Raw genomic sequence first — 12,417 nt, 5'->3', positions numbered from 1 at the left:
GGAAATCAAAAGTATGAAAGCCAAAGCCGATCTTATTACTCAAATAGCGCGGGACTATTACTTAGCTCAATTAACCCTTGGTCAAATCTCCCAAAAATATCAAATCAGCCGCTATTTAATCACCAAATATTTAAAACAGGCCCGCGAACAAGGAATTGTGCAAATTAATATTCAGGCTCCGATTGCTCGTAATTGGACCTTAGAATCAAAAATTAGTCATAAATTCGCTTTAGATAACGTTTTCATTATTAAAGATGCCGATTGTCTGGGTGACAGCCAGCAAAACCTGCTCACTTTTGCAGCGGAAACAATTCAAACCCAAATTGCCGCTTGTCACGTGGTCACCATGACTTGGGGTGAAACCGTGGCCCAAGTAATTAGTAAATTTCAAACCCACGTGCAAGAAGACCTTTTGTTTATCCCATTGATGGGCCAAAGTCTCAAATCTGAATCTTTTGCCGGAGCTACCCCCCTCTCCCAAAAAGCCGCGGCTAAGTATCATAGTTCATACTATACCTTGCCAGCTCCATTATATCTTCTCAACGATACTACACGCCAACAATTAGCCTTAGAGCCGGCGCTGCATGCTCCTTTGGCGGCTTTAAATCAAGCTGAGTTTTTATTTACAGGCTTGGGAACAGCTGCTTCTTTTCACAATGTGCCTTTATGGCAGCAACATCAAAGAGAGATTTTCCCAGATGTTGATTTTCAACAAGTAGCCGGCTTGCTTTTTGGACGGCCTTATGATTCGCAAGGACATATTTTAAATAAGCAACATGATAAAGCTTTTGGCGCAAGTATAGACCAAATTCAACATATTCCTCAGCGGCTAGCCATTGTTCAAAGTAAATTTAAAGTTAATGCCCTCTTAGGGGCTCTAAGAGGACATTTATTAACCGAAGTCATTATGACTGAGGCTGTAGCCCAGCGGGTGTTGGCGGTGGGATAATTCATTTTAGCTGTCGTAAAAACTGCTGCAACTGCCTTTGAAAGGCTTGCGGACATTCGGTCATAGGTAGATGCCCACTATGTTCAATCACACAATGGTGGCCTTTGGGCGCTAGAGCCGCTACGACGGGACCAAAGCGCGGTGCAAAAAAGGGCGATTGTCCGCCATTGACCACTAAAAATGGACACTGCAAATGGATAATAACATCGCGCCAATCCTGTAAAGCATGATCCAATAAAAAGGGATAGTTTAGCTCGGGATCATATGGATGGCTAGCTTGTAAGGCTCGATTTTGATAATAAACCGAATCCGGTAAATTTTGCACTGTTGCCCGGCCAAAAGGCGCTTGCAAGAGAGTAAAAAAATTATTTTGCGTTAAATTTTTAAAACCATAAGGCCAACGTGCATCATTGATCATCTTCGGACTTTGATCGATATCAATTAAGGCTTGCATCTGCCGGGTGCCAAAAAGACTGGCATACGCCCACCATGTTGCCGCGCCCATTGAGTGCCCGATACCAATAAAATTGGCGATATCTAAGAATGCCAGCAATTCTGCGACATCCATCGCATGTCGACTGATTCTTAATCCCTGTGCCGTATGTTCCGACAAGCCCTGATTACGGGCATCTAAAGTTAATACCCGGTAATTTTGTTGTAGTAAAAAGTCGATTGTGGGTTGCCATACGACACTAAAACTGCCGATCCCTGCTAATAAAACTACTACCGGACCGCAACCTTGATCAGTGTAATGTAACCGCACCCCATCTGTGGTTGTAAACTCCATTTGGCTCACCTATCTTTTATAAACTCCAATTTCCCTGCCACTTTATGTAAACCCTACCCGATCTCTTGCACTGTCTTGGGTAGGGCTTTTTTTTTATTTGGGCTTGGCCCAGTGCTGACAATATTTAAATACCTGCTGAGCTGCTTGGCGGCCAAAGACTACTGTTTCTGCAATGGAATTTCCGCCCAGCCGATTATTACCGTGTAATCCCCCCGTCACTTCTCCCGCCGCAAACAAACCGGGAATTACTTGCTGTTGTTGGTTTAATACTTGCGTTTGGGGAGTAATCGCCAGACCGCCCATCGTATAATGCACCGCTGGCGCTACTTTAATCGCATAAAACGGATTTTGGGTTAAAGGAACGCTCAAACCAGTAGTCCGCTGCCACTGCCGATCTTGTTTCTTAGTAACGGCCTGATTCCAAGTAGCAATAGTTTGTAAAAAAGTCGGCACAGGCCAAGCATAATGTTGTGCTAACTCTTCCCAAGAATTGCCGGTTTGCACTAAACCTATCTGCTCATAAAAATTAATTGCCGGTACACGTTGGCGCACTTGCTGATCAAAAATGAGCGTTGCTGTTTTTCCAGGCAGTTGATTGATTGCCGCCGTAACTTGTTTACGGGTCGCTAATTCATTCACAAAACGCTGCCCTTGAGCATTGACTAAGATCGCACCCTCTCCCCGCACTGCTTCACCAATGAGATAGGGATGTGAGCCCTCTTGGTTTACGGTCGGGTGTACCTGTACTTGTTGCATATCGACCAATTGGGCGCCAATTTGTTGCGCCAACTGTAAACCATCGCCTGTTGTTCCTGGTTGATTCGTGGTAGCTAAAGTTACCAAATCCGGTCGATACTTTTGTAACAGGTCCGTGCTAGCGCCAAAGCCCCCCGTGGCTAAAATGACCGCTTTACTGTGCAGCTGGTGGGTCGTGCCATCGATTTGGACCCGCACACCCGTTACGCACTGCTGGGACATCAACAGTTTTTGAACTACACTTTTAGTAAACACTGGAATTTGAGCTTGTTCAATTTGCTTTAACAATTCCGTAATTAAAAAACTGCCAATCGGCGCCTGTGAGGCCGGACGGTGGGTACGCTGGACCGCCATTGCTCCCGTCCAGGTTAAATCTGTCAAATTGATGTCGTGGGCAGAAAGCCAAGTCAGTGCTGCAGCCGCATGTTCAGTAAAATAATGGAGCAGGCCCGGATCACTTTGCTGACCACCCCCGCGCCAGGTATCTTGATAAAAATCCTGATAGCTATCCACAATATGATGCTGTAATTGGACTAAAGTTTCCGCGGCATTCATCCCGGAAGAAGCACGTGAGCTATTGCCACCCAGACGGGGCATTTTTTCTAAAATGACAGGCTGCAGTCCCAATTCCGCCGCCTGCAAAGCACTAGTTAAGCCGGCAGCACCGGAGCCAACAATAATTAGATCATAGTGATCTCGCAATTGTTGCACAGAAGTAGGTTGAAAAACATATCGCGCATTCATTTGGGGCTCCTCCCAATAATAAAAATTGTTTCTATCTCCCCCGCCAGCACTGACTGCAAAGAACTAGTGCCGCCTGAGCGCTCACAGACCTTCGACTGACAAAGGCGGACTTGAGCTGTTCTGAAGCTGGGGGGATAGTTCCTTAGGGGTGGAAAAAACAGAAAATTTAACCAGCAAGCAAAATTAGCAACCAACAAGACTTATTCAATATTGTGTAAAAATTGAACTGATCTATTGCATGATTATGCTGATTGCTTTTTTCAGTAATTGCTAAACCCACTTTACAACTAATTTGAACGCTAGGCTATCAATTCTATAGATTCCTCCAATCTCCCCTCGGAAATTTGCTAAAATGAAAGCAGGAGGTTTTACAATGCAGTATTCGATTTACATGATTCGACATGGCGAAACTTGGTATAATCGCTACAAAAAAATGCAAGGCTGGTCTGATACACCTCTCACCCCCGCAGGTGAAAAAGTAGCCCAATTAGCAGCCCAAAAATTGGCTGCGGTACCTTTTGATTTAGCGTTTGCTTCGGATGCACGTCGTGCAGTCAATACGTGCCAAATCATCTGTGACGCTAATATTAATCGCCAACAGTTGTCAATGCAAACTTTAACAGCCTTTCGGGAATGCTTTTATGGTTATTTTGAAGGCATGAATTGTGAGGAAGCTTGGTACTTGGTGTTAGGTCCGCACGGTTTCAGCAAAATCAGTGAGGCAGGCACAAAATTTAGTTTAGACCAAAGTAAAGACTGGATGAAGGCTGCAGATCCCTTTCATGACGCCGAAAATGCCCAAGAATATTGGCAGAGAATTGATGCCGGCTTTCAATATTTAGATCAAGTCGCTCATGATAACGCGCAAATTCTATTAATTACTCATGGCAATACCATTAAATCCATTGCCAATAAATACGGTGATGGTTCGTTTGTAGCACGGACTAGTCCTGATAATTCTAGTCTGACCAAAGTTATACGTCGTGATGGTCAAACCCTCGTGACAACCTATGGTCAATCGTTAATCGATTAGTATTTGAATATGAATCGGCTCAGTAAACAATATTACGGTTTGGGAACGCTCATTACCCTCAGCTTATTTGGCTCGTCACAAAATGCTGACCTCGATCAAGCCGCCCATCTCATTCAAACTTATGAAAATTTATTAACTGTCAATCGTCCACAATCTGAAATCATGGCGATTAATCATGCCGCCGGCCAGCATCCGGTAGCAGTCAGCGATGCTACTTATCAAATTGCCCGCCAAGCCATTGAAGTTAGTCGGGCAGATTTTGGCTTTAATGCTTTGATTGGGCCCTTGGTCAAATTATGGAAAATTGGTTTCACCGATGCACAAGTGCCCTCTCCTCAACAAATTAACATCCGCTTAGCCTTAATTAATCCAAAAGATTGTTCCTATAACGATCAGAACCGTGAAATCTATCTGCATCTGCCCGGCATGGAATTAGACTTAGGAGCCATTGCCAAGGGCTATATTGCCGATCGTGTTCAAGACTTGTGGCACGCTTACGGCAAAATCAGCGGCTCCATCGATTTAGGAGGCAACTTAATGTTAATGGGACCAGCACCCATGCATACGGATCACTGCTGGAACATTGGTATTCAAGATCCTAAAGCCCCCCGCGGACAAGCTCTGGCTAGTGTCCATTTACCAGCTTGTTCGGCGGTGACAAGTGGTATTTATGAGCGCCATTTAGAGGTTGCGGGGCATTCGTATCATCATATTTTAGACCCGCGCACAGGCTATCCGTGTACTAATCAACTGGCTAGTGTCACCGTTTTCTCTAAAAAATCTATCGACGGTGAAATCGAAACCGCCCGCCTCTTTTTTGCCGGGGGTCCTTTAAAAAATTGGGGGCAGTCCCGTTCCGATCTCTACGGTGCGGTCTTTGTCACTAAAGATCACAAATTAATTGTCCAAAAACTGAAACCGGAACATATTCACTTGTTGAATCCCCACTATCATTTACACTTTTCTAATTAAAAAATCCAAGCTGGAACCAGCTTGGATTTTTATTTTCTTACTTGTAATTAGGACTAGCTCTTCTTAAAATACATCTTCTCCAACTTCAGCTTACACCTGAAGAGCTTTGAAAGTTGGGGCACCTCAACGCGCTAAATTATGAATATAGTCCAAAAAGTCGGCAAAACAGTTTTGTAATGTTTGTTGTTGGGTATGGTTCGTTAAATTACCTTTTTGATCAAACATTTGAACGACATGACCTAATAAAAATTCATTGCCGGGCAATGCATAAGCATCGATTTCCGGGCAAGCTAGAATTTGGCGTAATTGCAACTGGGCGCGGGCAGAACCTTGCGGCCCATAAGAAGCTCCCACAATCATCACTGGTTTACCCCGAAATGGATGGACTTCATATGACATCCATTCCAAAACACTCTTTAAACAAGCAGGAATCGCATGATCATATTCGGGACTACTTAAAATAACGCCCGCACTAGTAGCAATATCTTGCTGCAATTGTTGTAAATCCGGATGGTTATTTAACGCATCATCTTCGCAAAAAGGGGGGAAGTCTTTAATTTCTTGAATTTGAATCTCAGCTTGCGGTTTGAAAATATGCTGCATATAATGCAGCAAAATACGATTATATGAAAAATCGGCATTAGTTCCCACGATAGCCATTAATTTCATTTTATTATTTCACCTCAGCTTTCATTTGTTTCAAGGCATCTTGAACCGCTGCTTTTAAAGCCTTGCTGGTGGCCGTGGCTCCTGAAATCACATCAACATCATAAGTATTTTGAGTCACCATTTGTTGAGGTAAAACTCGCAAAGCTTCCTGACTAACATCAGCACTTTCATTTTGCTGCAAAACTTCCACCCGTTGCAGGTTTTGTTTGGCATCGACAGTAATGCGCACAATCAGTTCATCGCCCATTCCCACCGTACTACGTCCTAAATATTGATGGGCTTGAGTAGTAAAATCTGTGGCTTGATCGAGATCACTGCCTAAGTCTTTGGTGGTCGCTGCCCCTGCTGGCTTAGTGGCCATCCAGCGAGTGCCAGGCTGAGAGTTAGTTTTTACTTGAGCCGCATTTTGGCCGGCAATTTTTCCCGAAATTAAGCAATCAGCTAAATTTCCGCCCGCTACATATTGATTCACAAAAGGGGCGCCTAATTCTCCAGCTTCATACAAGTGCCCAATAACTTGACCATTAGGAGCTAAAACTTCACATCGCGCGTTTCGTTGAGCTCCGCCTTGTGTATTTAACAGATTTTGCCGTAAAACCACTGCATAATAAGGACCCTGCTGGCTTAAAGGCCGCAAAGTAGCCGCTGCACGATGAAACTCCGGATCTACTTTTGCCGCCGCATCGTGATTAAATTGTTTTACAGTAGTCTGCAGACGCTGTGGATCTAAGCCAACTTGTTGGGCTAATTGTGCTAAAGTCGAAGCACTAGTGGCCGCCGCTAGTAATTCGGGGAAGCCGTTGGCGTTATGCTGCTCTTGGTGAATTTGTTCGTATTGAACCTGATCAAAAATTAACGTTGGACGCTGCTGCGCTAAAGGAACACGCCAAAAACCATGATTGAAAATATGTCCATGACGGTTAATTTCATCTTCTTTAAAGTAACGGGTCCCATCATCACCAACTACCAAAATACTACCAGTATATAACGCCGGCCAGTTAATGTTGGTGGCATGTTGACTGCGTTGTCCTTGCGGCAGTCGCGGCGACAAACCATGAAATTGACCTAACGATTCGTAACTACGCATATGACTCAAATTAGCACCTGCTTCTAGTGCGAGTTTAATTCCGATGCCTTGATTATAAGTTGTCCCTACGGGCGCCAAATAAGGTTCTTGTAAATAATCCTCAATCATTTGTTGATTATTTTCAAACCCGCCAGTAGCCAGCACCACGCCATTTTGCGCGCCAATTTGCCGTACTACATGTTCACGTTCAATTTGGACACCGATCACCGTTTTGGTCACGGGATCTTGAATTAAATGCCGTACCGGTGCGTTATACCAAACGTCAATTTGCTTTTTTCGGTCTAAGACTTTTTGTCGTAGAATTTTCCAGAGAGCAGCATCTGCCACTCCCTCATGCACAGTCAGTAAATCGTAACTTTGTGAACCGGCAAACTCCGGATACTCTTGCGCAATTGCTTTCACGCCTGTGGATCCGGTCCACTGCTGTTTAATGCTAAATGGTTCTATGTTTAAATATTTTTGGAGATAAGAACGCATCCCCACTAAGCCTTCTAAAAAGGCCTCCAAAACCGCGGGATCTACGTGTAAAGGTGCGGCTAATTGTTGATGATAGGCCCTTAATTGAGCCAAATCCGTCCCGGAGCCAATTAATTGATGCGCGTATCGGGTATTGCCGCCTTCATGCCCTTGGGGCGCAGCATCCGTCAATAACACACGGGCTCCTTCATCAGCCGCAAATCGCGCTGCGGTCGCTCCGGCACCTCCAAAACCTAGAACCACTACGTCATACACTGCGTCCCAATGCAAAGAAGCAGTCTCCAAGGGCTCATTGTGGATAACCGTTGCTGCTGTCTGGCTGGTAGTGTCGGCTTGGGTATTAGTTTGAATAAACTTTAAGAATTCAGTTAGACATTGCTGCAAAAAATCAATCGTTGCGGGATCTTTAATTTGGCGATGAGCATCAAATGCGGTTTTTGCGTTACCCATTAAAAATTCATTTCCCGGTAAAACCAGGGCATTGACCCCCGGTGAGTCTAAAATCTGGCGCAACTGTAATTGGGCCCTTGAAGACCCCTGAGGATGATAAGAAGCCCCAATAATCATGACCGGTTTATTTGCCAAAGGATGGCTGCGATAAGAGAGCCACTCAATCACGCTTTTCAGAGCCGAAGGAATGGAATGATTATGCTCAGGCGTAGCAAAAATAACGCCGTCAGCTTCCTCAATTGTTTGCGCCAACTGCGTAACGGAGTCGGGATCGGCTGCTGGATGATTTTCATTAAACATCGGAATAGCTTTGATTTCACAAATATCAAGGGCAAATTGTGCGGCAAAATGCTGCTGAATATATTGCAACAACCATCGATTATAAGAATGTTGCGCATTGGTGCCCACAATCCCTATTAACTTCATGCAAAACAGCTCCTTTATTTTCAGATCACCTCAATGAGTGAGGATGTTATTCACAAAATTATCTTACTCTCGCAAGCCCCTGCCTGGTGGGAAGAAAGCGATCTCTTTATATCCAATTATATCATGATTTCTTTGACCTGATACCGGCTCGATGGTACAAAAAAAACGCATAGATACTCAACTATCTTTGCGTTTTTTAAACTAAAATAATTAGCGAACCACTGCCACACTCACCGGAGCTTTTTCAATAATTCCCTCTGCCTGGGAACCAATGGTTTTGCCCGTAACTTTTTGCGCCTCAGAACCTAAAACAACTAAATCCGGCTCAAAGCTTGGAATGACCTCTTCTAAAATTGCTTTATCCGGCGTCCCCTCCGATAAAATCGGTTTAACCTTGGTTAAGCCAAATTCTTGCGCTTTTTTAACATAAGTCAATAGGCAATGGGAGGCTTCCAAACGTTTATCGTCCATTTTGGCAGGAGATAGACTATCAAAAATATTAATATCTTTGCTTTCCACAACAGTGGTAATTGCTATCTGAGCATCATAAAGTTTTGCTAAACTACAGGCAAAATTGAATGCCTGATCCGAAGAAGTAAAATCATCTACGTCAATGGCAACCAAAATACGTTGATATTGAACTTCACTAACGTGATAATCTTGTAACTGTTTGTCATTTTGATTATTAGCCATATAAAATCACTCCTTAGCTTCGGATTTAATATATTGACCTTTATTCTCCTCAAAATATTGTTTAAAGCGTCCACGATATTGATAATATAAGTAATTAACCAACAACCAGCGGCGCAAACCTAAATCACCTTTATATAATAAGGTAGTCCCGACGCGATCTTGCCGCAACAACTCTAAAGCGTCTTCTTTGTAGCGGTTTTCCAAAGCATACTTTTTAAAGACGCCATTCGTAACACCCAACCAGAGCTGATGTTGTGCTTTGTTTTTATTACCATAAACTGTATCCTGATTATCTAAAGTTTGCGTGACATAATCATCAACGACCAATTGAGCCAAATTATAGCCATTTAAAGTTACATAAAAACTACTGCGCCCCGGACGTAAATTAATTTCAAATAATTTAAACTCCTGATCCCGATCATCGAACTTCATATCAAAGTTCGCAAATCCAGTATACTCAATATCTTCTAAAAATTTTTGTAATTGATCATAAACTTTTTGATTGTATTCCGGCAAAATAGCGACATAATTCCCAATTGACTGCGGGGTAGGATCTTCGAGTAAGGGATGCCCCAAACACATCATTTTGACGTGATGATGCTGATCCACATAGGCATTCAAAACCCGCATATGCGAATCATCACCAGGGATAAATTCTTGTAAAATCAAATCAGACTGGTAGCCATGATCATAAATTTGCGCCACTATGTTTTCATAATCCGCTTGTGCATGAAGAGTAAAGGCTTTTTTGCGGCCCTTAAAATCAATTTGCAGCCATTCCACACTATTCGCGGGCTTTAACACGACAGGAAATTCAAAAGGAACCGTCAAATCGGTCTTTTTTTCATACATAGCTCGGGTAATAATTTTGGTTTTGGGATGTGGTAAATGATACTGATCGCAAACTTGGTAAAAAGATTCTTTATTATTCAATCGCCGTAAAAGCGCGTAATCAACTCCCGGACAAATAAAAGTCTGTGCTAATTCCTCGCGGTGTTTGGCAATTAACTCAGCGTAACCATCACCCATCGCTAGTAAAACCAATGGTTGGGACTGGTGGGCATATTTTTGAGCCACGGATCGCATGGTTTCAATAAATACCGGATCTGCGGTAAAACCCTTGTAAAAATTCATATTAATAATTTTGGAATAGCGAGTTGCAGCCAAAGGCACCTCCGCATAGGCTTCCACTGGCTGGTGCGTAATTTCATAAAATGAACGCGCAAAACCATAGGCATTAATGTCGCTTCCTAAGAGAATGGGCGTAAATTGAGGTAAATTTTGATTAGCGATAATAATTCACGTTCCTTTGCATTATTAATCTATAATCGATTTTCCTTACTCTTCTAAGCTATTATATCAAAAGTTTGTCAAATATTAGTTAAGTTTTTATAAAGTAAATCAAATTTTAAACTGGCGCCACGGACTTGCTGCGCCATATCCCCACAGATTGAGCAACCGCTTTTGGGGATCAATGTTTAATACATACCCGGCAAATTCTTGCAAAGTGCCATACTGCCGCTCCCAAGCTCGATTGTACTTCGTGGTTAAAAAATGCTTTTTACCCATTAGGGCTGACACGTTCAACAAAATATATTGAATCCCATCTACTAAATATTGGGTTTCCACATGCTGGTGACCGCACAAGTACGCACCAATGCGGCTGGTTGGGTGCTGTCGAAAATCAAAAGCTAGATCCACATTAAACTCACTATCGGCATAATGTGCTTTCACCTGGCCCTTGAGGCCTTGGTTGTAGGCTTTCATCAGATCGTGCGCCACTTTGCCGTTATACTGCAAAGCATTTTGCCCCCGGGAATTCACCAAGTTGGCATGACCCAAAATAATAACCAAAGGGGCTGTCGTGGCGGTTAACAGATCCACTAACGCTTGCAACTGTTGTTGTCTCAATGCGAGTACTTTTTTATGATCATAGCGGCGCCGGCCGTGCGCATCGGTTTGAAAAGAAACATCGGAAGTATTCAAAAAAATCAAACGTACTAAGCCCTTATCAAAATAACCGACACCTGCCATTGCCGTAGTGGTTATCGCGGTTTGTTGTTGCATGGGTTGCCACATCGTTTTTGAAAAAGTCTGGGCTTGAAAGGTTGGTAAATGCTGGGCCGTATGCTCATCATATTTATCATGGTCATCATGATTCCCTTTCACAATAAAATAAGGGCACGCTTGTTTTTCCAAGCGCCGAGAAGCTTGCCAAAGCAGCTGTTGATCAGTTAAAGGTTCATCGCTACCATCCACAATATCACCTAAATGTGCGATCAAATCTAAAGGAAGCAGTTGTGGTAACTCCAGCCATTCAATCAGATGCTGCAAACCATTTAAACCATAGTAACTACGGCTATTAACAAATTTCATGTGCGTGTCAGTAATTAAGCCCAGAGTAACCGACTGTGGCGGTAACAAAGCTTGCACCCTGGTAGTCCATTGCTGCAAGTAAGCTTGGACAAATGAGCGGGGTGCTAAATTGATAGTCTGCCAGCAGGATCTGGATGCTAGGCGATAGTAAAACCGATCGCCAACATGTGGCCAGAGAATTTGGGATTTCGCACTCACCTGTAAAGTATAAGGTTGTTGCAAAAACGTCATCGTATAAAGACCGGGCTGTTTGAAATGACGAAAAGGCCACTGCTGCAGCATCTTGATCCCCTCCTCTTCCTATTAAAAAGCTGAGCTCCTACTAGTGGACACTCAGCAAGAAAGAACTTAAATAAATCTTTGAAAAGCTACACAGGGAGTATGACTGGCATTGAATAATTTACCACATTGAACAAAGCCATTTTTTAAAATCACATGTTGCATCGGTACATTATCCACGTGCGTATCAATCCGGATATCTGTCAAACCTTTGGAAGCAGCTATCGAGAGTAAATGTTGAATAAAAACAGACGCTAAGCCTTCACCCTGATGACGTTGACTAATAGCTACCCGATGAATAATGGCATAATGCGGCTGAGACTCAGGGGCCCAGCTTCCTTCAATCAATTCTTCATAAAACTTTTCACCCTGGTCTTCAATAGCAGCTACACCGGCAATGTCACCGTCTTTGATTAAAAAGTAAGCAATACCTCGTTTAATATCACTCACTAAAACATCCCGATCAGGATAGCCATCTTGCCACAGATTAATATCGCGTTGTTTTAAAACTGTTTTCGCTTCTTCAATAATTTCAATCACTTGATCTAATTGCTCTAGTTGAACTTTCTTGAGGTAAACAACTGGCATGATCTGTTCCTCCTGAGCTATTTATTTTCAGCAAAGGAACATAATAACCAAGGTCTTGAAAAAATGCAACCAAAACAGCTTAATTTACAGCGTTAGTTTTTTTGCCATTGTTCCACCGCATGAGCGGCTAA

At 43.1% G+C, this 12,417-nt stretch carries 11 protein-coding genes; 3 read left to right on the top strand and 8 right to left on the bottom strand.

The genetic code is table 11. From position 1 onward, the window contains the following. Positions 1-13 precede the first annotated feature (13 nt). Positions 14-949, top strand: coding sequence for a sugar-binding transcriptional regulator (locus tag JG30_RS00970; protein ID WP_046315404.1), 936 nt, complete (start codon positions 14-16; stop codon positions 947-949). Between the two features lies 1 nt (position 950). Here the strand turns inward: JG30_RS00970 and JG30_RS00965 are convergent, their stop codons facing one another. Both JG30_RS00965 and JG30_RS00960 read right to left on the bottom strand, forming a co-directional pair. After that, positions 951-1,736, bottom strand: a complete 786-nt coding sequence (locus JG30_RS00965) for an alpha/beta fold hydrolase (protein ID WP_046315403.1) — start codon at positions 1,734-1,736, stop codon at positions 951-953. A gap of 93 nt (positions 1,737-1,829) precedes the next feature. After that, positions 1,830-3,236, bottom strand: a complete 1,407-nt coding sequence (locus JG30_RS00960) for a flavocytochrome c (RefSeq protein ID WP_046315402.1) — start codon at positions 3,234-3,236, stop codon at positions 1,830-1,832. Positions 3,237-3,609: 373 nt separating this feature from the next. Between JG30_RS00960 and JG30_RS08935 the strand changes: the two genes are divergently transcribed. Both JG30_RS08935 and JG30_RS08930 read left to right on the top strand, forming a co-directional pair. Further along, positions 3,610-4,269 carry a histidine phosphatase family protein gene (locus JG30_RS08935; RefSeq protein WP_046315400.1) on the top strand — a complete coding sequence of 220 codons (660 nt, stop codon included), beginning with the start codon at positions 3,610-3,612 and terminating at the stop codon, positions 4,267-4,269. A 9-nt stretch (positions 4,270-4,278) separates the two neighbouring features. After that, the gene (locus tag JG30_RS08930; RefSeq protein ID WP_143443871.1) at positions 4,279-5,241 is read left to right on the top strand and encodes an FAD:protein FMN transferase; all 963 of its coding nucleotides are present in this window, start codon (positions 4,279-4,281) and stop codon (positions 5,239-5,241) included. Positions 5,242-5,364: 123 nt separating this feature from the next. Here JG30_RS08930 and JG30_RS00945 read toward each other — a convergent pair whose 3' ends face one another. The 6 genes from JG30_RS00945 to JG30_RS00920 form a co-directional block, all read right to left on the bottom strand. Beyond that, entirely contained in the window at positions 5,365-5,910 is a 546-nt protein-coding gene (locus JG30_RS00945) for an NADPH-dependent FMN reductase (RefSeq protein WP_046315398.1), read from the bottom strand. A gap of 4 nt (positions 5,911-5,914) precedes the next feature. After that, on the bottom strand, positions 5,915-8,350 hold the full coding sequence (locus JG30_RS00940; protein ID WP_046315396.1) for an NAD(P)H-dependent oxidoreductase: 2,436 nt from the start codon (positions 8,348-8,350) through the stop codon (positions 5,915-5,917). Positions 8,351-8,560: 210 nt separating this feature from the next. Next, positions 8,561-9,043, bottom strand: a complete 483-nt coding sequence (locus tag JG30_RS00935) for a universal stress protein (protein ID WP_046315394.1) — start codon at positions 9,041-9,043, stop codon at positions 8,561-8,563. Between the two features lie 6 nt (positions 9,044-9,049). After that, positions 9,050-10,342 (bottom strand): carboxylate--amine ligase, encoded by a 1,293-nt coding sequence (locus tag JG30_RS00930; RefSeq protein ID WP_046315392.1) that lies wholly within the window; start codon positions 10,340-10,342, stop codon positions 9,050-9,052. A 102-nt stretch (positions 10,343-10,444) separates the two neighbouring features. Beyond that, positions 10,445-11,701: a metallophosphoesterase family protein gene (locus JG30_RS00925; RefSeq protein ID WP_052725146.1), complete on the bottom strand. Its 1,257-nt coding sequence runs from the start codon at positions 11,699-11,701 to the stop codon at positions 10,445-10,447. Positions 11,702-11,767: 66 nt separating this feature from the next. Then, positions 11,768-12,286: a GNAT family N-acetyltransferase gene (locus JG30_RS00920; RefSeq protein WP_046315390.1), complete on the bottom strand. Its 519-nt coding sequence runs from the start codon at positions 12,284-12,286 to the stop codon at positions 11,768-11,770. Positions 12,287-12,417: the final 131 nt, after the last annotated feature.

The sequence above is a fragment of the Bombilactobacillus mellifer genome (genome assembly GCF_000970795.1).
Classification (GTDB): domain Bacteria; phylum Bacillota; class Bacilli; order Lactobacillales; family Lactobacillaceae; genus Bombilactobacillus; species Bombilactobacillus mellifer.
Note: the sequence above shows the minus strand (reverse complement) of the source record. Positions and strands in the feature narration are given on the sequence as shown.

Coding starts and splice junctions, on each gene's coding strand:
- JG30_RS00960 (WP_046315402.1), bottom strand. CDS start 3,236: ATGAATGCGCGATATGTTTTTCAACCTACTTCTGTGCAACAATTGCGA.
- JG30_RS00920 (WP_046315390.1), bottom strand. CDS start 12,286: ATGCCAGTTGTTTACCTCAAGAAAGTTCAACTAGAGCAATTAGATCAA.
- JG30_RS00965 (WP_046315403.1), bottom strand. CDS start 1,736: ATGGAGTTTACAACCACAGATGGGGTGCGGTTACATTACACTGATCAA.
- JG30_RS08935 (WP_046315400.1), top strand. CDS start 3,610: ATGCAGTATTCGATTTACATGATTCGACATGGCGAAACTTGGTATAAT.
- JG30_RS00970 (WP_046315404.1), top strand. CDS start 14: ATGAAAGCCAAAGCCGATCTTATTACTCAAATAGCGCGGGACTATTAC.
- JG30_RS00935 (WP_046315394.1), bottom strand. CDS start 9,043: ATGGCTAATAATCAAAATGACAAACAGTTACAAGATTATCACGTTAGT.
- JG30_RS00945 (WP_046315398.1), bottom strand. CDS start 5,910: ATGAAATTAATGGCTATCGTGGGAACTAATGCCGATTTTTCATATAAT.
- JG30_RS00940 (WP_046315396.1), bottom strand. CDS start 8,350: ATGAAGTTAATAGGGATTGTGGGCACCAATGCGCAACATTCTTATAAT.
- JG30_RS00925 (WP_052725146.1), bottom strand. CDS start 11,701: ATGCTGCAGCAGTGGCCTTTTCGTCATTTCAAACAGCCCGGTCTTTAT.
- JG30_RS08930 (WP_143443871.1), top strand. CDS start 4,279: ATGAATCGGCTCAGTAAACAATATTACGGTTTGGGAACGCTCATTACC.